This is a genomic window from Pseudomonas sp. 67(2021) (genome assembly GCF_017491835.1).
In the GTDB taxonomy this organism is placed as follows: domain Bacteria; phylum Pseudomonadota; class Gammaproteobacteria; order Pseudomonadales; family Pseudomonadaceae; genus Aquipseudomonas; species Aquipseudomonas atacamensis.
On sequence record NZ_JAFGYL010000004.1, the window covers coordinates 281,890 to 300,090 of the forward strand.

The window sequence follows — 18,201 nt, forward strand, 5'->3', positions numbered from 1 at the left end:
TCGGGGACCTTGGTACAGGCAGGCCGGGGATTCCCCTCTTTACATCGGGCTCAGACCGCAACGCATGAGTCCACCCTTTTGGGATCCTTGGTACAGGCAGGCCGGGGGTTCCCTCTTTACACCGGGCCGACGCTGAACGCGACGCCCATGCTTTTGGGAACCCTGATACAGGCAGGTCAGGGATTCCCGCTTTTACACTGCAGCGCCCCCGCCCCTACTCGAGTCTCGGGCGCCCGGGCGCATGATGTGGGGGCTGGTTTTGCCACGTCGGGTCAGACCTCCTTATTTCCTCCTCCAGCCTGTCCAGCATTTTTCCAGGGCTGGCTTCATCAGTTGCAATACGCAGCAAACTTCTTTGCTCACCGTAACTGGCGTTTTGGAAACGCTCGATAAACGACCAGACCCGGCGCTGCAAAAGCAGCCGCTCAACCTGAAATTCCGGCGTACGCACCAGATTTCTGATTTGTTTCATCATTGCGGAGTTCGCTTCAAGGACAAATGCATCCCACAGCGCAGACTTTTCAGCGTGTCGCGCTTGGGGAACATGGTGCATCCAGTGATGGATCCCCAAATCAGACTCGATTCTTCCCAGCCATAGATCGCTACCCGTCTGCCGACGTGCAGCTATCAGACGTCGCAGAGAAGCGGGGTCGGCAATCGGGCTGCCAGTGAGGTCAAAACCCTTTCTCAGCTCAATGTGTTCAGGAATTGCGCTGATCCCGGTATGGGCCAGATCCAGACGCGTCCTGGGAATATCGGATGTAACGCCGTCCGGGAAACTCTTTATACGAGTACGGTTGAGATCGACCTCCAGCAACGCCGTCATTCCCCGCAGTGAAGGCGCCACAGCCAGCCGGCTTTGCGACAAATCCAGTTTCTCCAGCCGCGTCGGACCGCTGGGCAAATCAAGCCCGGGCGGCGGCGAAGATATGTAGCTGTGGGCCAGATTCAACTCTCGCAATGCGGACATATGAGTCACATCAGGCGCGTCTGTCAGATCGGGGTTATGGAACAGATCAAGCACCTCCAACCTTGATGCCGCGGGCAATTCACCCAGCCCGTCAGGCGGACGACGCAGGCCACAGGAACGTGCGCGCAAGACCCGCAACTCGGTCATGCCGCGCACCGAAAAAGGCGGCCAGATACTGCAGTGCGTCAGGCTCAGCTCCCGCAAACGGATCAGTTGCGTGAAATGTTCAAGAGTGACCGACGGGAGCCAGAGTGTGGCTTCCTGCATCGTCAGGACTTTCAACGCCGGGAGTTTACCGATTTCGCTTAACAGTTCATGACTCTTGCCTTTGAATCTGCGTACTTCGAGGGTTTCAATGTGGGAAAGCATCGAGAACACATTGCCCAGACTTCTTGAGGGACTTCCCTCCAGGACCAGGGATACGACGGCTCTGAGCGGAACCGAAAAACCCGGCGGCGCGAGATTGCCCCGACTTCCCAGGTCGAGCTCCAGCTTGAAACCGACCAGCTGCCCATCTCGGTAGACTTTTTCCGAGTGTTCTCCCTGCCACTTGAACAACCGGCGCATGTTGGCACCTATTGCCAGCCGGCGCCTGCGCTCTGCATTGTCCTTGCCTTTGTAGCCCGTCTCCCAGGCAGTGATCTCACGGTCCAACCGAGGAAACTCCAACTGAAGCCGCTTGAGTTCCACTTCCGCCACCCCCGCTTCTCCATATCGCGCAATGAAATCATCGGCATGTTGATCCGTCGCGTCAGCAAAATAGCGTTTGACCTGCGCCCGTGTGGTCGCAACCAGAACCGGCGGTTGTGCCCCTGAGGGGCCGGCGCCGGTGAGCCAGGGGCGGTGAAAGTTGAACGGGTTGGCAGGCGCCTGTGCACCGCCGTCCATCCCACCGCGCAAACCGGTGAGCATGGAAACCCAAGTGTTCTGCTCGCTGCGGGTGATAGCCAGGGTTTCACCGCCAAGGCTGGCGCGGTAGATATTCGCGCTGTCGGCAGCGACGGGATCGTTGGGCTTGACCAGGCGCCAAACCCTGTATTCCGGGCGGGAGGCATCCAGATCCTGCATGACCTGATACGCCTGTTCATGGATGACCACATAGAGCCTGCCTTCGTGACGTATCACGCCGTCGCTGCCCGATTGCGCGCCGCTGAGATCCGGCCCGGCATGAAAGCCGTCCAGGCTTTTGGCGGTCAGGGGGTTGGTGCGGGTGCTGAAGTCGCTGTGCGGATGCCAGATGCCGCTCTCGCTATCGCGCAACATCCATGGGCCGGAAGGGAACAACTCGCTGGAATGTCGAGCGCGATACCACCCTGTATCCGGATCCACTGCGACGAGAACGAGGCCACTGTCAGGTACGTCAACATAACAGCGATTTTTGTACATCCTGAAGCCTTCGCTATCAGCATCAGGCAGCTCGATCGCTGACGTTATCCGGTAGGTCTCCAGTGACCGGTTTATGACAGCGGGGCTTGCAGCAAGGTGCGGCGCCGGGCGAACTTCGAGCACCGGCGCCGGCAGGATCGCAACCGGGCCTGCGTCGTCGCCAGGTTTGGTGCTTCGCGACTTCAGATCATCGAGGCCAGCCCAGGGGACCGTGCCATCGCGGACGGGTACATCCGCCGGTATGAAATCCTTGTCGGAGCTTCGCTTCGGGAACGTGTGGACATCCGTATCAACGTGGGTGCTGCCCCCGCGAGGTGGTTTTACTGGCATGTTTTTTCATCCTTGAAAAGTTGCCCCGGCTTTTGTGCAGGGGGTAGTAGTGTCGGCATCGTGCCGCCCGCTGTTTACATCCCCCTAAGCAATACGCGGACGCTTGGGCAGAGGGTGCAGCGGTTGATTCTGTCGCCCTGCGTCATAGCTGCGGATTTCATTCTCCAGCCGGTCCAGCATCCTCCCGGGACTCGTTTCCGTATGAAGAATGGCGTCGAGCCTGGCCCGCTCAGTAGCGTCGGCCCGGTCATACATTTCCAGAAACCACCACACACGCCGCTGCAGCAGCGGGCGTTCGACGTGAAACTCGGGCGTTCGACTCAGCCGACGAAGAATGCCGGTCACTGCCAGTGGCATTGCGGCGTTATGCCTGTCCCACAGCGCTTGTTTTTCCGCTATCTGGTCCTGTGGCACATTGCGTAGCCAGAGATCGGCAGACCCATCGCTGCTTTCCTGCCCAAGCCAGATATCGGTGCCTGTCTCGGCACGTGCTCGTATCAACCGCCGTAGCGAGGCCGGGTCCGTGATCGGATTGCCGATGAGATTGAAGCCCGCTCTGAGCTCCACGGATTCGGGAATCGACCTGATGTGATTGTCCGCAAGATTCAGTTCTCTTGCGGGAATCCTGTCGGTAACGCCCTCGGGAAATCTTTGCAATCGTGTATTGGAAAGATCCAGCTCCTGCAGTGCGGTCATGTTTTCGAGTGAAAGGCTGTCCGCAAGCGGATTGCCCCCCAGTCTCAACACTTCAAGCTTCGACGCCACGTCGATGGCTTCAAGACCGGAAGGCAGCAGGTGTATTCCGGTGCGGCTCAGATCCAGCACTCGCAGTTCAGTCATCCCTCTGAGGTCAGCTGCCACTTGCAAAAAGGTGACTTGCTCCTGATGCCGCATTTGCATGTCGAGGCTATTCACCGGGGCCTCGAATGTATTGCAAAGCCATAGCTCATGTAGCCTGGCAAGGCCTCGTACGGAAAAGTCAGACGTCAATTTACAGTCCTGCAAGTGCAGCCTTTGCAGACGCGGGAATCTTTTCAATTGCTCGGCAAAGCGCGAATCCAGACTGAATTTTGAAGGCACCCAATTAATCACGTCCCATCCTTGAAACCGGCCTTGCACTCCGATTTCCCGACTGGTAATCGTCAGACTTTCAAGGTTGGGAAATTGTGCGCAAAACACGTCCGGATCCAGCCGGCCACGGCCTCTTAAAGTCAGAGAAACCACTGAGCCGAACTTCAAGGAAAGCGGCTTTGCAACTGGCCAAATCGTCAGATCGATTTCCAGCTTGAAGCCCACGAGCCGCCCATCACGGTAGACGCGCTGCTCGGGCTGGCCCTGCCATCGGTACAACTGGCGAAACGTCGCCCACATATTTCGCGCCTCATGAAACTCGTTGTCCGATGTAATGGAACCTCGACTGATCGGCAGGTCAAAATCCGTCGAGTCCAATAGCGCAAGCCCAAGCTGGATATGCTTGAGCTCAAGCTCTGCCACGTCCTTGTCATCAAACCGGGCGATGAAGGCATCCGCGTCCTCGTCGGTCGCGTCGGGAAGGTAGGTGCGGATCTGTTCCCGGGTAGTTGGCTCCGCGACTTCACGCGCATACCAGAGTCCGCTGTCCACATCGCGCAGCATCACCGGGCCGGAAGGGAGCAACTCGTTTGGCCGCCGGGCTCGGTACAAACCCGTCGCAGGATCCACGGCGACAGGCACCAGGTCACCGTTGGCCAGGTCTGCGTAGGTTCGCCGACTGATCACCCGCAAACCTTCGCTGTTGACCTGTGGAAGTACCGCTCGGGCGTTGGTGACGTAATTGTCCAGCGAAGGCTGGGTGGCGGTCGGGCCAATACCCTCCGCGATTGCGCGAACTACAACGGCCGCGGCGGGGGGCACGGCATCCAGGGTGGCGTCGGTGGATGATCCGGCGCGCGGCAGCAAATGGTGCTGAGCAATATCCACATCGACGCCTGTGCGACCCGAGTGGCCGGGAAGCGAAGTGTCCACGTCTGCAGACCGATGTGGGCTGCCCGAGGCGTCCACGTGGGTACCGCCACCGCGAGGGGGTTTGACTGGCATATTTTCATCCTTGAAAAAGACGCCCCCCTGCATTCCTGCAAGGGGACGACGGGTTTCGGCATCCTGCCGTTTGTAGGGGCGAACGATAGCGTGCATGAGCACGTGCTGGAGATGGGAAAGGAAGACGGTCGCAGTGGGAAACGACCTCAAAAAGTGTGGGAGCGCGCCCCAGTGATGAAGAAGTGCCGCTAGGGCTCGCTCAAACGGATCTCCAGTCGCCAGCGATCATCGACCTCGCTGCCGACCCAGTCGCCCCGCAACGGACGCGCTGCCAGCACCGTCAGCAACAATCCGCCATCACTCTTGCGCATGCGCCAGTTGACGTCCTTGCCGTTGAGCCTGAGCTGGCCTTTCTGCGGTCGACCTTCGGCCTGAAACAGCAGCGCGACGGTGCCGTCGATGATCTCGCCGTGCAGCTTCGGCTCGTTGTTGAACCACACCACCAGGCCGCCATCGGTAACCTCGACCTGCTCCAGCACGCTCGGATCCGGCGTAGTCAGCCGGCCGATCATCAAGCCGATCATCAAGCCGACAATCGCCAGCGAGCCGATGACTCGCGGGAATAGTTTCGAACGGTTGTCCACAGGCGGCGTAGAATGCCGCTCATCTTTACCTTCGGAGCCGTGCATGTTTCACGTCATCCTTTTTCAACCAGAAATTCCGCCGAACACCGGCAACGTTATCAGGCTGTGCGCCAACAGCGGCTGCCACCTGCATTTGATCGAACCACTGGGTTTCGAGATGGACGACAAGCGCCTGCGCCGTGCCGGTCTCGACTACCACGAATATGCCACGTTACAGCGTCACGCTGATCTGGCCAGTTGTCTGGAAAGTCTGGGCAACCCGCGTGTGTTCGCCTTCACCACCAAGGGTTCGCGGCCGTTCCATGATGCCGCGTTCGTGCCCGGCGATGCGTTTCTGTTCGGTCCGGAAAGCCGTGGCCTGCCAGCGGACGTGCTCGACGCCCTGCCCGCCGAACAGCGCCTGCGCCTGCCGATGCGCGAAGGCTGCCGCAGCCTGAACCTGTCCAACACCGTGGCGGTCGCCGTGTACGAAGCGTGGCGGCAGAACGACTTCAAGTAACGCCGCAAAACAAATGTGGGAGCGAGCCTGCTCGCGATTACGGAGTGTCAGTCAACATTGATGTGTCTGACAGACCGCTCTCGCGAGCAGGCTCGCTCCCACATGGGGTATTGCTGAACCGTCTTACTGAACGGTCGGGGTCTCGCCGCTTTCCTGCATGCGCTGCAGCTCTTGCGCGTACAGGGCATCGAAGTTCACCGGGGCCAGCATCAGCGCCGGGAACGAGCCACGGGTAACCAGGCTGTCCAGGGTTTCGCGGGCGTACGGGAACAGGATGTTCGGGCAGAACGCACCCAAGGTGTGGCTCATCGAAGCCGCGTCCAGATTCTTGATCAGGAAGATACCGGCCTGTTGCACTTCAGCGATGAAGGCCACTTCTTCACCGTTTTTCACGGTGACGGAAAGAGTCAGCACCACTTCGTAGAAATCGCCTTCCAGCGCTTTCTGGCGAGTGTTCAGATCCAGACCGACCGCCGGATCCCACTGCTGGCGGAAGATCGCCGGGCTTTTCGGGGCTTCGAAGGACAGGTCGCGTACGTAGATGCGCTGCAAGGAAAATTGCGGTGCGGTTTCTTCTTCGCTGGCTGCAGTGTTCTGTTGGTCAGTCATCTCAGATCCTTATCGATCTTGGGTCTTTTAGGGAGTGCTGTACGTGGGTGCAGCCGTTCAGCCCTTGAGCAGCGCGTCGAGTTTGCCGGCGCGTTCCAGGGCGTATAAATCATCGCAACCGCCGATGTGCTTTGCGCCGATCCAGATCTGCGGCACGGACGTGCGCCCGGCCTTTTTGGTCATTTCGGCACGCAGCTGCGGCTTGCCATCGACCTTGATCTCTTCGAAGGCCACGCCTTTGCTGGCGAGCAGATGCTTGGCGCGCGAGCAGTAAGGGCAGTAATCGCTGGAGTAGACGATGACTTCGCTCATGTCATTTCACCAGCGGCAGGTTGTCGCCTTTCCAGCTGGAAATCCCGCCGGACAGCTTGGCGGCGGTGAAGCCGGACTTCATCAGCTCGCGGGCGTGGGTGCCGGCGGTCTGACCGAGGGCATCGACCAGAATGATGGTCTTGGCCTTGTGTTTTTCCAGCTCGCCGACGCGGGCAGCCAGTTTGTCTTGCGGGATGTTCACCGCGCCGACGATGTGGCCAGCGGCATAATCCTTGGCCGGACGGATGTCCACCACCACACCTGCGTCTTTATTGACCAGTGCGGTCAGCTCGCCGGTGCTCAGGCTCTTGCCGCCGCCCTGCATCGTGTGCGCCAGCAACAGAGCCAGAAGTACGACGAAGATACCGACAAGAATGTAGTGGTTAGTGGCAAATTCAATCAGGTGAGCAACCATCGAAGGAGGTTCCAGGGCGTTAAAATGTCGGCCAGTATACACAGCCACTATGGTCGGCCAAACCCCGTCCGGCGGTGACGCGGTCGGAACTTCGCTTTAAACTCCAACTCCGTTTTCCATCGCCCTCTTCTTTATCAGCCACGAGTGGATTCCATGACGACTACGCCCAAACCTTTGGTCCTGATGATTCTCGACGGCTTCGGTCACAGCGACAGCCCCGAATCCAATGCCGTGTTCGCGGCGAAGAAACCTGTGCTGGATCGTCTGTGGGCCACGGTGCCGAACGGCTTGATTTCGGGCAGCGGCATGGACGTCGGCCTGCCGGACGGCCAGATGGGCAACTCCGAAGTCGGCCACATGAACCTCGGCGCCGGGCGCGTGGTGTATCAGGACTTCACCCGCGTGACCAAAGCGATCCGCGACGGCGAATTCTTCGAAAACCCGACCATCTGCGCCGCTGTCGATAAAGCCGTGGCCGCCGGCAAAGCCGTGCACTTCATGGGCCTGCTGTCCGATGGCGGCGTGCACAGCCACCAGGATCACCTGATCGCCATGGCCGAACTGGCCTTCAAGCGCGGCGCCGAAAAAATCTACCTGCACGCCTTCCTCGATGGCCGCGACACGCCGCCGAAAAGCGCCGCTTCGTCGATCGAACTGCTCGACGCGACTTTCCAGGCCCTCGGCAAAGGCCGGATCGCCAGCATCATCGGCCGCTATTTCGCCATGGACCGTGACAACCGTTGGGATCGCGTCGCCCAGGCCTATAACCTGATCGTCGACGGCAATGGCGAATTCAACGCCGCCACCGCTCAGGAAGGTCTCGAAGCCGCCTACGCCCGTGGCGAAAGCGACGAATTCGTCAAAGCCACTTCCATCGGTGAGCCGGTGAAAGTTGAAGACAGCGACGCCGTGGTGTTCATGAACTTCCGTGCCGACCGCGCCCGCGAGCTGACCCGCGTGTTCGTCGAAGACGATTTCAAGGAATTCGCGCGCGCCCGCCAGCCAAAACTGGCCGGTTTCGTCATGCTGACCCAGTACGCCGCAAGCATTCCGGCACCGTCGGCCTTCGCCGCCGGCAGCCTGGAAAACGTTCTCGGTGATTACCTGGCAAAAAACGGCAAGACCCAGCTGCGCATTGCTGAAACCGAAAAATACGCCCACGTGACCTTCTTCTTTTCCGGCGGTCGCGAAGAACCGTTCCCGGGCGAAGAGCGCATCCTGATCCCGTCGCCGAAAGTCGCGACTTATGACTTGCAGCCGGAAATGAGCGCCCCGGAAGTCACTGACCGTATCGTCGACGCCATCGAAAACCAGCGCTACGACGTGATCGTGGTCAACTACGCCAACGGCGACATGGTCGGCCACAGCGGTGTCTTCGACGCGGCGGTCAAGGCGGTCGAGTGCCTGGACACCTGCGTCGGTCGCATCGTCGAGGCGCTGGAAAAGGTCGGCGGCGAAGCACTGATCACCGCTGACCACGGCAACGTCGAGCAAATGGCTGATGAATCCACCGGTCAGGCGCACACCGCGCACACCACCGAGCCGGTGCCGTTCATCTACGTCGGCAAACGCGACCTGAAAGTGCGCAAAGGCGGCGTGCTGGCGGACGTAGCGCCGACCATGCTGATGCTGCTGGGTCTGGAAAAACCGGCGGAGATGACAGGTACTTCGATCCTGGTGTAACGCGAATCCAGAAAACGGCGAAACCTGCTGCAAATGACTTTGTGGCGAGGGGATTTAGCGAACCGTCGCACCGGCCCGCCGGGTGACGCAGCCGCCCTGAAATCGAACACCGCGGTATCTCTGATACACCGCATGTGCTGGTTTTACGACTGCTGCGCAGCCGAACGGGGATAAATCCCCTCGCCACAGGTCACTCCTGCATTGGTGTGGAGTGTTTTTCTGTCCAGTTATCACACAGCCCCAATTGGGCGTTTTTTTTGCAGCCTCGGGCGGGCATACTAGGCCGTCCTCTACCCTGGTGCCGCCCGCCCCTATGCTTCGCGTCCTGATCGCCCTTGCTCTGACCTGTCTGCTCCAGCCGGCCTTCGCCGACGAGCGCGCGCAAACCCAACAGCAGTTGGAGGCCACGCGTCAGGATATCGCCGAGCTGAAAAAACTCCTGGGCAAGCTGCAGGAAGAAAAGTCCGGCGTGCAAAAAGAGCTCAAGGGCACTGAAACCGAGATGGGCAAGCTGCAGAAGCAGGTCGACGCGCTGCAGAAAGAACTGCAGAAAAGCGAATCCGAGCTACAGCGGCTCGATGCAGAGAAAAAAAAACTCCAGAGCGCGCGCACTGAACAGCAGCGACTGATCGCCATCCAGGCCCGAGCGGCGTACCAGAACGGCCGCCAGGAATACCTCAAGCTGCTGCTCAATCAGCAGAACCCCGAGAAGTTCGCCCGCACCCTCACCTATTACGACTACCTGAGCCAGGCACGCCTGGAGCAGTTGAAGAACTTCAACGAAACCCTGCGCCAGCTGGCCAATGTCGAAAAAGACATCGGCCTGCAGCAAGCGCAGTTGCTGGTGCAGAAAAGCGACCTCGACACGCAGCGCGAAGCACTCGAGAAAGTCCGCAAGGAACGCCAGCAGGTCCTTGCCAAACTCAATGACGACGTCAAGGCCCGCGACCAGAAACTCGCCGCCCGCGAGCAGGATCAAGCAGACCTGTCTAAAGTCCTTAAAACCATTGAAGAAACCCTGGCCCGCCAGGCTCGTGAGGCAGAAGAAGCGCGGCAGAAAGCGCTGATCGCCCAGCAGGAAGCGGAAAAAAAGCGTTTGCGTGAGGCGCAGGCTGATAACAGCGACGCCCCACGAAAACCCGTCAGATCAAGCCCCGGCGCGCTGGTATCGAGCAGCGGCGAAACGTTTGGCGGGCCTTTTGCTGCAACCCGGGGAAAACTTCCGTGGCCGGTTGATGGTCGATTACTCGCGCGCTTCGGTGAAAGCCGTGGCGACGACGCCCGCACCAAGTGGGATGGCGTGATGATCAGCGCCTCCGCCGGCAGCCAGGTGCACGCCGTACACGGCGGGCGCGTGGTGTTCGCCGATTGGCTGCGCGGTGCCGGTTTGCTGGTGATCCTCGATCATGGCAACGGTTTTCTGAGTCTTTACGGCCACAACCAGACGCTGCTCAAGTCGGCGGGTGATGTGGTCAAGGCGGGCGAGTCGATTTCCACTGTCGGTAACAGTGGCGGTCAGGACACGCCAGCGCTGTATTTCGCAATTCGTCAGCAGGGTCACCCGAGTGATCCGGCGCAATGGTGTCGTGCGCAAGGATAAGCGCACCATCTAATTCAGGAGTTCGTTCGACATGCTGCATTTGTCCCGCCTTACCTCGCTGGCCCTGACGATCGCCTTGGTGATAGGCGCGCCTCTGGCGTTCGCCGCACAACCGGCCCCGACCGTCGCTCCGGCAGGCACTGCCGCGACCGCCAAGGCGCCGCTGCCGCTGGAAGAGCTGCGCACCTTCGCCGAGGTCATGGACCGGATCAAAGCCGCGTACGTCGAGCCTGTAGACGACAAGACCCTGTTGGAAAACGCGATCAAGGGCATGCTCAGCAACCTCGATCCGCATTCGGCCTACCTTGGCCCGGAAGACTTCACCGAATTGCAGGAAAGCACCAGCGGTGAATTCGGCGGCCTGGGCATCGAAGTCGGCGCCGAAGACGGCTTCATCAAGGTTGTCTCGCCGATCGACGACACCCCGGCGTCGAAGGCCGGCATTCAGGCTGGCGACTTCATCGTGAAGATCAACGGCCAGCCAACCCGCGGCCAGACCATGACCGAAGCCGTCGACAAGATGCGCGGCAAGATCGGCCAGAAAATCACCCTGACCCTGGTTCGCGATGGCGGCACGCCGTTCGATGTGACCCTGGCCCGTGCAGTGATTCAGGTGAAAAGCGTCAAGGCGCAACTGCTGGAATCGGGCTACGGCTACATCCGCATCACCCAGTTCCAGGTCAAGACCGGCGAAGAAGTCTCCAAGGCTCTGGCCAAACTGCGCAAGGACAACGGCAAGAAGCTCAACGGCATCATTCTCGACCTGCGCAACAACCCGGGCGGCGTACTGCAATCGGCAGTGGAAGTGGTCGACCACTTCATCACCAAAGGCCTGATCGTCTACACCAAGGGCCGCATCGCCAACTCCGAATTGCGCTTCTCCGCCACCGGCAAGGACGAAAGCGAAGCGGTACCGATGGTCGTGCTGATCAACGGTGGCAGTGCCTCGGCTTCGGAAATCGTCGCCGGCGCCCTGCAGGACCAGAAGCGTGCCGTGGTCATGGGCACCACCAGTTTCGGCAAGGGTTCGGTGCAGACCGTGCTGCCGCTGAACAACGACCGCGCGCTGAAGATCACCACCGCGCTGTATTTCACGCCGAACGGCCGCTCGATCCAGGCTCAGGGCATCGTGCCGGACATCGAAGTGCGCCGCGCGAAGATCACCAACGAAGCCGACAGCGAATACTTCAAGGAAGCCGATCTGCAAGGTCACTTGGGCAACGGCAACGGCGGCGCCGACAAACCGAGCGGTTCCGGCGGCAAGGCCAAAGCGATGCCGCAGGATGACGATTACCAGCTGGCCCAGGCCCTGAGCCTGCTCAAAGGCCTGAGCATCACCTCCGGCCGCTGAGGATGTTGCTCCGCGCACTCTGCGTCCTGTTGTGCTGTCTGGCGGGTTTTGCCCAAGCAGAGCCCGCCAGCTCCTCGCCGCACAAAGCCTACCTGACATTGATCATCGATGACCTGGGGCAGAACCTGCCCCGGGATCGCCGCGTGCTCGCCCTGCCCGGCCCGGTCACGGCGGCGATCATGCCCGACACCCCCCACGCCAGCGAATTTGCCCGCGAAGCCCATCGCGCCGGCAAGATCGTCATCCTGCACATGCCCATGGATCCGGCCACCGGGCCGTACGCCTGGCACCCCGAACTGCCCATCGAAGAGCTGCAGAAACGCCTGAATGCCGCGTTTGAAAAAGTCCCGTTCACCGCCGGCATCAACAATCACATGGGCAGCCGCATGACCGCGCAGCCTGCGGCGATGGCGTGGTTGATGGGCGAATTGCAGCGTCGGCACAAGTTCTTCGTCGACAGCCGCACCAGCGCTCAAACGGTCGCTGCGCAGCAGGCGCAGAAAATCGATCTGGCCAGCGTTTCCAGAGACGTGTTTCTCGATGATGAGCGCACCGAAGCGGCCATTGCCAATCAGTTGCAGACCGCGATCACCCTGGCGCACAAACAGGGCTCAGCGGTGTTGATCGGCCATCCGTATCCGCAGACCCTGGCGGTGCTGGAGCGCGAATTACCCAGACTCAAAGCGCAAGGCATCGACTGGATCGATATCCGGCAGATGATCAGCGTGCGCAGCAACCGCGCCATGGCTGGGCATGGCAAGGATGGCGTTTACCGGTGAAACCCTGTGACGCTGGCACATACATAGTTACCACCCGATAACCGTCCCCGTTTCCGATAGTGCGACCTGCAACAGGTCGCGACGCCCTCGCGTCGCTTTCAACTATCAGGAATCATCATGACTATCGAAGACAATATCGCAGCGCTGCCACGGCAAATGGAACCGATCATCCAGGACAACCTGCTGATCAACTTCACCACGGAGTTCAATCGGGTCTGGAGCAGCAACGGCTCGAAAGCGAAACCCGCCACCTTCTGGCGCCCTGCCCCCGCTCCGGATGCACTGCCGGGCTATTTCCCGCTGGGCGATATGCTGATCCCCGGCGATGCCAATATCAACGGCGAAGTAGTCGCGGCCGCAGTCTGCGAGAGGGATTTGAAAGGAGTCGAAAACGCCAGAGGCAAGGCACTGGCGCGCCCTGTCGATTTTGAACTGGTCTGGAAAGAAACCGGGGCGCCCAATGTTGCGCGCCTGTCGATCTGGCGCCCTTTGGCACCTGTCGGTTACGTCGCCTTGGGGCAAGTCTGCACCACCGATCATTGCAAACCTTCGCTCAATTCAGTGCGCTGCGTCAGGGTCGACCTCGTCGTCACGGCGAACCTCGGCGAGTTGATCTGGAATGACAAAGGTAGCGGCGCCAAAATGAGTTTCAGTGCCTACGCCATCGAACCGCCGACTGCGGCAGCAGGCGAAATCCTGTTTGCAGCGGGCACATTCGCCGGCATTCAGGGCTACAGCAAGCCTGCGGCACCTTCATCGGCGTACGCGTTGCGCATGCAGATCCCTGTGCAACTGAGCGAACCACCGCAGGTTCCGGTTCTCGGTGGCTATGCCAAGCCAGCCGAAAGCGAACCCGCCACAGTCACACATGTTGCCCGCCTGCCCTGGTTCGCGGTGCGAGACCATGCGCATCCCGGTGAGCAGTTTCGCAACTCACCTTACTACGCACTCAAGAGGACCGACCAATACGTGCTCATCGGTTATGAGCGCAATGAGGCAAACACATACCGCGCGACAAAATGGACTGCGCCGCGCGCGCAGAGCGCCGTGACGATGCGGATGTTCCATAGCTTCACCGCGATGGAAATTGTAAAAGCCTGGCCATCCGCGCCTCTGAGCGACATCCGCATGACCAGATTCTCGGCTTGCCTGCCGAAGGCCCTGACCCACACTGAAGCGTCTTCCAACGGCTGGCACGAGCTGCGACCGCAGATCGTGATTGCCATGGTGCCAAAACAATCAGCCGTAGCGGTCTATCAGATGCAAAGCCATTACGAACTGGTGAGGGAAGACGGTACTCAAGTGGCGGTCGATTTCGGCTATACCGACGACTCCAGCGTTCTGCTGACGCAATACCCGCCGCAATCCATCGAGTCAGTCAGTTCGTGCCCATCGCTGACGTCGGATATCCCCGCTGAGACAGGCATCGACAGCACCAACGTAGAAGCGCTGCCATCGCCTGATCTGGATGTGGTCACAGATAGCGCGCCATGATTTCATCGACCACGCCTTCTTTGCGCAGTTGATCCAGCGCGGTCTGAAGCTTGTTGACCACCTCATCGGAAACATCCTTGTTCAGCGCCAGGTACAACTCGGCACTGTTGAAGCGCAGCACGGTCTTCAGACCGGTCACGCCATCCTGCCGTGCCAGATAACGGCCGGCAGGATCACCCGTGGCCCACAGATCGATCTGGCCACTGAGCAGCTTTTTAGCGTTGTCCTGATCGCGCAGCACCACCACCGGTTTGAGGCCTTGCTTGGTGAGTGTCTCGGCAATCGCATCCCCCTTGTAGGCGCCGATCTTGTATTTGCGCGCGTCGTTGAGGGTGTCGAGGGTGATCTTGCTGTCAGCCTTGGCCAGCAGAATCCAGTCATCCGGGCCGATCGGGCCGACCCATTTGAACAGTCTTTCGCGATCGGGCAGGCGCGCCATGACGAAGGCCCCGTAACCGGGATTTTCCAGGGCGAGCTTGTAGACACGTTCCCAGGGGAAACGCAGGGTCAGGCTGTAAGTGAGGCCGGCGCGCTGGAACATCTCGCGAACGATGTCCGTGGCAATACCGTTGATGTTGTCGCCCTGGGCGAAGTTCTTGCCGTTCTTCGCCATGTTGTACGGCGGGAAGTTCTCGGTGAGCAGCACCAGATCGGTGTCGGGACTGGTTTCGGCCCGGGCATTGCTGATGAACAACAACGAGGCGCTGGCGAGAACAACAAGCAGGCGTTTGATCATGTCGGGCTACCGGAATCCATGGCGTGCCCAAGAGTGCCTTGGGCGCGCCATGCTGTCCACTGGCCTGTACGCTTTAGCGCATGACGATGCCGCGATGCGACATGTAGGCCTTGGCTTCCTGCACGGTGTATTCGCCGAAGTGGAAAATACTTGCCGCCAGCACCGCACTGGCATGGCCTTCGAGAATGCCGTCGGCCAGATGCTGCAAATTGCCGACGCCCCCGGAAGCGATCACCGGAATGCCCAGCGCGTCGCTGATGGCGCGGGTCACGCCGAGGTCGAAGCCGTTTTTCATGCCGTCCTGATCCATGCTGGTCAGGAGGATTTCGCCAGCGCCAAGGCCTTCCATTTTCTTCGCCCACTCGACCGCGTCGAGGCCGGTCGGCTTGCGCCCGCCGTGGGTGAAGATTTCCCAGCGCGGGGTTTCGCCGGGGCCGGAGACTTTCTTGGCGTCGATGGCGACGACGATGCACTGCGAGCCGAAATGCTGCGCGGCTTCGCCAACGAACTCCGGATTGAACACGGCGGCGGTGTTGATCGACACCTTGTCCGCGCCGGCATTGAGCAGGTTGCGGATGTCCTGCACGGTACGCACGCCACCGCCGACGGTCAGCGGAATGAACACCTGGCTGGCCATGCGCTCGACGGTATGCAGCGTAGTGTCACGACCATCGACGCTGGCGGTGATGTCGAGAAAGGTAATCTCGTCGGCGCCCTGCTCGTCGTAGCGACGGGCGATTTCCACCGGGTCACCGGCGTCGCGGATGTTCTCGAACTTCACACCTTTGACGACCCGGCCGTTGTCCACGTCCAGGCAAGGGATGATGCGTTTGGCCAGAGCCATGCTTAATCTCCGATTAAGAGTTGCAAGCTTCAAGCTGCAAGCTGCAAGAAAGAACGGACGCGGTCGCGCTTCTAACTTGCAGCTCGCAGCTTACAGCTTGGAGCTGGTCGCGTAGCTATCGCAGAAAGCCTGGGCTTCTGCCACATCCAGCGTGCCCTCATAGATCGCGCGGCCCGTGATCGCGCCGATGATGCCCGGTGCCTTGGCGTCGAGCAGCGACTTGATGTCACCCAGGTTATGGATGCCGCCGGAAGCGATCACCGGAATCCTGGTGGCAGCGGCCAGCGCAGCGGTGAACGGTACGTTGCAGCCCTGCATCATGCCGTCTTTGGCGATGTCGGTATAAACGATCGAGGACACGCCGTCGGCTTCGAACTGCTTGGCCAGGTCAATGACCTGCACGGTGCTGATCTCAGCCCAGCCGTCGGTGGCGACGAAACCGTCTTTCGCATCCAGACCGACAATGATCTTGCCCGGAAACGCACGGCAGGCTTCAGCAACGAACGCCGGATCTTTCACGGCTTTGGTGCCGATGATCACGTAGCTGACGCCGGCCTTGACGTAATGCTCGATGGTTTCCAGCGAACGGATGCCGCCACCGATCTGGATCGGCAGGGTCGGGTAGCGCTTGGCGATCGCGGTGACCACTTCGCCGTTGACCGGCTGGCCTTCGAACGCGCCGTTGAGGTCGACCAGATGCAGACGGCGGCAACCGCCCTCCACCCACTTGGCAGCCATGCTCACCGGGTCATCGGAGAACACCGTGGAATCTTCCATGCGGCCCTGGCGCAGACGTACGCAGGCACCGTCTTTAAGATCGATAGCAGGAATAATTAGCATGCTTTTCCTTCGTCAAAGAGCTGCAAGCTGCAAGCTTTAAGCTGCAAGCGCGCACGTGTGTCTGATTCTTGCAGCTGACAGCTTGAAGCTTGCAGCTGCTCCTAATTTTTTTCGAGCGCCCACAGGTCGCTTTCGATGCTTTCAAACCGTTCCTTGAGGTGGGTCTGCACATCGAAAATCGCCCTGTTGTAATAGTGCGGAGCAATCTCGCGGGTAAACAGCTCAAGAATTTCCGCCGCCTCGAACGAACCCAGATCCAGTTCGAAACGGTCTTCCATGAACCGCTGAATCTTGCGACTGGCCTCGCTCTCCTGCTCGGGAGTGAGGGTCAGAATCGGCGGTCTGGATTTCTTGACAGCCATTTACCAGCGACCGTCCCACGCAGCGAAGTTCTGCAGCAGTTGCAGGCCGTGGGTATGGCTTTTCTCCGGGTGGAACTGCACGGCGAAACGCGAACCGTCGGCCAGCGCTGCGGCGAAATCGACACCGTAATGACCGCTGCCTACCACCTGCCGCGCATTGGCGGCGGCGATGTAGTAGCTGTGCACGAAGTAGAAACGCGCCAGATCCGGGATGTCATGCCACAACGGGTGACTGATGTTCTGCTTCACCTCGTTCCAGCCCATGTGCGGGACCTTCAGGTGCTCGCCGTCTTCGTGCAGATCCTTGCCGAAGAATTTCACCGCGCCCGGAAACAGGCCGATGCAGTCGACGCCGGCGTTCTCTTCGCTGGTATCGAGCAGGGCTTGCATGCCGACACAGATGCCGAGGAACGGCCGATCCTGGCTGACCTCACGGACCAGCGAGTCGAAGCCGAGGCGACGGATCTCCGCCATGCAATCGCGAATCGCGCCAACGCCCGGGAATACCACACGGTCGGCTTCGCGAATCACGTTCGCATCGCTGGTAATCAGCACCTTGCCGGCGCCGACGTGCTCAAGAGCCTTGGCCACCGAGTGCAGATTGCCCATGCCGTAGTCGATAACCGCAACCGTCTGCATTACAGAACGCCTTTGGTCGACGGCATTTGCCCGGCCATGCGCTCGTCCAGCTCGACGGCCATGCGCAGCGCGCGGCCGAAAGCCTTGAACACGGTTTCGATCTGGTGGTGAGTGTTGGTGCCGCGCAGGTTGTCGATGTGCACGCTGACCAGCGCGTGGTTGACGAAGCCCTGGAAAAACTCCTGGAACAGGTCAACGTCGAAACCGCCGACGGTAGCGCGGGTGTACGGCACGTGCATCTGCAGGCCCGGGCGACCGGAGAAATCGATCACCACGCGCGACAGCGCTTCATCGAGCGGCACGTAGGCATGGCCGTAGCGACGGATGCCTTTTTTGTCGCCGATGGCTTTGGCAAACGCCTGGCCGAGGGTGATACCGACGTCTTCCACCGTATGGTGGTCGTCGATATGCAGATCGCCCTTGCATTCGATATCCAGGTCGATCAACCCGTGACGGGCGATCTGATCCAGCATGTGCTCAAGAAAAGGTACACCGATATCGAATCGGGCCTTTCCGGTGCCATCAAGGTTGATCGAGGCTTTGATCTGGGTTTCCAGAGTGTCGCGCTCGACAGACGCCTTACGTTCGGCCATCACCAGCTCCGCAAAATCATTGGGCGAAAAAGGCAGCCATTATAGGCACGCAGGAGGCAAACAGAAACACGAGAGGTGAGATGCCTGACGGATAGAACG

General features: G+C 60.1%; 18 protein-coding genes. 6 read left to right on the top strand and 12 right to left on the bottom strand.

Translation table 11 applies throughout. From position 1 onward, the window contains the following. Positions 1–214: 214 nt before the first annotated feature. From J5M66_RS08295 to J5M66_RS08305, 3 genes are all read right to left on the bottom strand, one after another. Positions 215–2,686, bottom strand: a complete 2,472-nt coding sequence (locus tag J5M66_RS08295; protein ID WP_207807973.1) for a hypothetical protein — start codon at positions 2,684–2,686, stop codon at positions 215–217. Positions 2,687–2,770: 84 nt separating this feature from the next. Further along, positions 2,771–4,858, bottom strand: coding sequence for a leucine-rich repeat domain-containing protein (locus J5M66_RS08300; protein WP_243432906.1), 2,088 nt, complete (start codon positions 4,856–4,858; stop codon positions 2,771–2,773). Between the two features lie 92 nt (positions 4,859–4,950). Continuing rightward, a complete protein-coding gene (locus J5M66_RS08305; RefSeq protein ID WP_016772112.1) occupies positions 4,951–5,391 on the bottom strand; it encodes a hypothetical protein in 441 nt (146 codons plus the stop codon). On the opposite strand from J5M66_RS08305, the gene J5M66_RS08310 reads away from it, so the two are divergent. Then, the gene (locus tag J5M66_RS08310; RefSeq protein WP_016772113.1) at positions 5,390–5,845 is read left to right on the top strand and encodes a tRNA (cytidine(34)-2'-O)-methyltransferase; all 456 of its coding nucleotides are present in this window, start codon (positions 5,390–5,392) and stop codon (positions 5,843–5,845) included. The two genes, J5M66_RS08305 and J5M66_RS08310, sit on opposite strands and share 2 nt — an antisense overlap. Positions 5,846–5,968: 123 nt before the next feature. On the opposite strand, the gene secB is transcribed toward J5M66_RS08310, so the two are convergent. The 3 genes from secB to J5M66_RS08325 are packed head-to-tail and all read right to left on the bottom strand — an operon-like array spanning position 5,969 to position 7,181. Continuing rightward, the gene (gene secB / locus J5M66_RS08315; protein WP_016772114.1) at positions 5,969–6,454 is read right to left on the bottom strand and encodes a protein-export chaperone SecB; all 486 of its coding nucleotides are present in this window, start codon (positions 6,452–6,454) and stop codon (positions 5,969–5,971) included. 57 nt (positions 6,455–6,511) lie between these two features. Beyond that, positions 6,512–6,766: a glutaredoxin 3 gene (grxC, locus tag J5M66_RS08320; RefSeq protein WP_016772115.1), complete on the bottom strand. Its 255-nt coding sequence runs from the start codon at positions 6,764–6,766 to the stop codon at positions 6,512–6,514. A 1-nt stretch (position 6,767) separates the two neighbouring features. Beyond that, the gene (locus J5M66_RS08325) at positions 6,768–7,181 is read right to left on the bottom strand and encodes a rhodanese-like domain-containing protein (protein WP_016772116.1); all 414 of its coding nucleotides are present in this window, start codon (positions 7,179–7,181) and stop codon (positions 6,768–6,770) included. 153 nt (positions 7,182–7,334) lie between these two features. Between J5M66_RS08325 and gpmI the strand changes: the two genes are divergently transcribed. From gpmI to J5M66_RS08350, 5 genes are all read left to right on the top strand, one after another. Then, entirely contained in the window at positions 7,335–8,864 is a 1,530-nt protein-coding gene (gpmI, locus tag J5M66_RS08330) for a 2,3-bisphosphoglycerate-independent phosphoglycerate mutase (protein ID WP_207807974.1), read from the top strand. Positions 8,865–9,177: 313 nt separating this feature from the next. Continuing rightward, positions 9,178–10,464 (top strand): murein hydrolase activator EnvC, encoded by a 1,287-nt coding sequence (locus J5M66_RS08335; protein ID WP_207807975.1) that lies wholly within the window; start codon positions 9,178–9,180, stop codon positions 10,462–10,464. A gap of 31 nt (positions 10,465–10,495) precedes the next feature. Beyond that, positions 10,496–11,815 (top strand): S41 family peptidase, encoded by a 1,320-nt coding sequence (locus J5M66_RS08340; RefSeq protein WP_039756590.1) that lies wholly within the window; start codon positions 10,496–10,498, stop codon positions 11,813–11,815. 2 nt (positions 11,816–11,817) lie between these two features. Then, positions 11,818–12,594 (top strand): divergent polysaccharide deacetylase family protein, encoded by a 777-nt coding sequence (locus tag J5M66_RS08345; protein WP_207807976.1) that lies wholly within the window; start codon positions 11,818–11,820, stop codon positions 12,592–12,594. Between the two features lie 117 nt (positions 12,595–12,711). Next, positions 12,712–14,088 carry a Vps62-related protein gene (locus tag J5M66_RS08350; RefSeq protein ID WP_207807977.1) on the top strand — a complete coding sequence of 459 codons (1,377 nt, stop codon included), beginning with the start codon at positions 12,712–12,714 and terminating at the stop codon, positions 14,086–14,088. Here J5M66_RS08350 and J5M66_RS08355 read toward each other — a convergent pair. The 6 genes from J5M66_RS08355 to hisB all read right to left on the bottom strand — a co-directional run bounded on the left by J5M66_RS08355 (position 14,069) and on the right by hisB (position 18,102). Beyond that, positions 14,069–14,824 carry an ABC transporter substrate-binding protein gene (locus J5M66_RS08355; protein WP_207807978.1) on the bottom strand — a complete coding sequence of 252 codons (756 nt, stop codon included), beginning with the start codon at positions 14,822–14,824 and terminating at the stop codon, positions 14,069–14,071. The genes J5M66_RS08350 and J5M66_RS08355 overlap by 20 nt on opposite strands. Before the next feature lie 73 nt (positions 14,825–14,897). Continuing rightward, the gene (hisF, locus tag J5M66_RS08360; RefSeq protein WP_016772122.1) at positions 14,898–15,668 is read right to left on the bottom strand and encodes an imidazole glycerol phosphate synthase subunit HisF; all 771 of its coding nucleotides are present in this window, start codon (positions 15,666–15,668) and stop codon (positions 14,898–14,900) included. Between the two features lie 90 nt (positions 15,669–15,758). Further along, positions 15,759–16,508: a 1-(5-phosphoribosyl)-5-[(5-phosphoribosylamino)methylideneamino]imidazole-4-carboxamide isomerase gene (hisA, locus tag J5M66_RS08365; protein ID WP_034153016.1), complete on the bottom strand. Its 750-nt coding sequence runs from the start codon at positions 16,506–16,508 to the stop codon at positions 15,759–15,761. 101 nt (positions 16,509–16,609) lie between these two features. Next, positions 16,610–16,870 (bottom strand): DUF2164 domain-containing protein, encoded by a 261-nt coding sequence (locus J5M66_RS08370; protein ID WP_122705184.1) that lies wholly within the window; start codon positions 16,868–16,870, stop codon positions 16,610–16,612. Beyond that, positions 16,871–17,509, bottom strand: coding sequence for an imidazole glycerol phosphate synthase subunit HisH (hisH, locus tag J5M66_RS08375; RefSeq protein ID WP_016772124.1), 639 nt, complete (start codon positions 17,507–17,509; stop codon positions 16,871–16,873). Then, a complete protein-coding gene (gene hisB / locus J5M66_RS08380; protein ID WP_016772125.1) occupies positions 17,509–18,102 on the bottom strand; it encodes an imidazoleglycerol-phosphate dehydratase HisB in 594 nt (197 codons plus the stop codon). The genes hisH and hisB overlap by 1 nt, the downstream gene beginning before the upstream one ends. Positions 18,103–18,201: the final 99 nt, after the last annotated feature.

Bases quoted from the DNA above. Each gene is read 5' to 3' on its own strand.
- J5M66_RS08370 (WP_122705184.1), bottom strand. From the start codon at position 16,870: ATGGCTGTCAAGAAATCCAGACCGCCGATTCTGACCCTCACTCCCGAG.
- hisF (WP_016772122.1), bottom strand. From the start codon at position 15,668: ATGGCTCTGGCCAAACGCATCATCCCTTGCCTGGACGTGGACAACGGC.
- J5M66_RS08310 (WP_016772113.1), top strand. From the start codon at position 5,390: ATGTTTCACGTCATCCTTTTTCAACCAGAAATTCCGCCGAACACCGGC.
- J5M66_RS08295 (WP_207807973.1), bottom strand. From the start codon at position 2,686: ATGCCAGTAAAACCACCTCGCGGGGGCAGCACCCACGTTGATACGGAT.
- hisB (WP_016772125.1), bottom strand. From the start codon at position 18,102: ATGGCCGAACGTAAGGCGTCTGTCGAGCGCGACACTCTGGAAACCCAG.
- gpmI (WP_207807974.1), top strand. From the start codon at position 7,335: ATGACGACTACGCCCAAACCTTTGGTCCTGATGATTCTCGACGGCTTC.
- J5M66_RS08340 (WP_039756590.1), top strand. From the start codon at position 10,496: ATGCTGCATTTGTCCCGCCTTACCTCGCTGGCCCTGACGATCGCCTTG.
- hisA (WP_034153016.1), bottom strand. From the start codon at position 16,508: ATGCTAATTATTCCTGCTATCGATCTTAAAGACGGTGCCTGCGTACGT.
- grxC (WP_016772115.1), bottom strand. From the start codon at position 6,766: ATGAGCGAAGTCATCGTCTACTCCAGCGATTACTGCCCTTACTGCTCG.
- J5M66_RS08350 (WP_207807977.1), top strand. From the start codon at position 12,712: ATGACTATCGAAGACAATATCGCAGCGCTGCCACGGCAAATGGAACCG.
- hisH (WP_016772124.1), bottom strand. From the start codon at position 17,509: ATGCAGACGGTTGCGGTTATCGACTACGGCATGGGCAATCTGCACTCG.
- J5M66_RS08300 (WP_243432906.1), bottom strand. From the start codon at position 4,858: ATGCACGCTATCGTTCGCCCCTACAAACGGCAGGATGCCGAAACCCGT.
- J5M66_RS08325 (WP_016772116.1), bottom strand. From the start codon at position 7,181: ATGGTTGCTCACCTGATTGAATTTGCCACTAACCACTACATTCTTGTC.
- J5M66_RS08305 (WP_016772112.1), bottom strand. From the start codon at position 5,391: ATGCACGGCTCCGAAGGTAAAGATGAGCGGCATTCTACGCCGCCTGTG.
- secB (WP_016772114.1), bottom strand. From the start codon at position 6,454: ATGACTGACCAACAGAACACTGCAGCCAGCGAAGAAGAAACCGCACCG.
- J5M66_RS08335 (WP_207807975.1), top strand. From the start codon at position 9,178: ATGCTTCGCGTCCTGATCGCCCTTGCTCTGACCTGTCTGCTCCAGCCG.
- J5M66_RS08355 (WP_207807978.1), bottom strand. From the start codon at position 14,824: ATGATCAAACGCCTGCTTGTTGTTCTCGCCAGCGCCTCGTTGTTGTTC.
- J5M66_RS08345 (WP_207807976.1), top strand. From the start codon at position 11,818: ATGTTGCTCCGCGCACTCTGCGTCCTGTTGTGCTGTCTGGCGGGTTTT.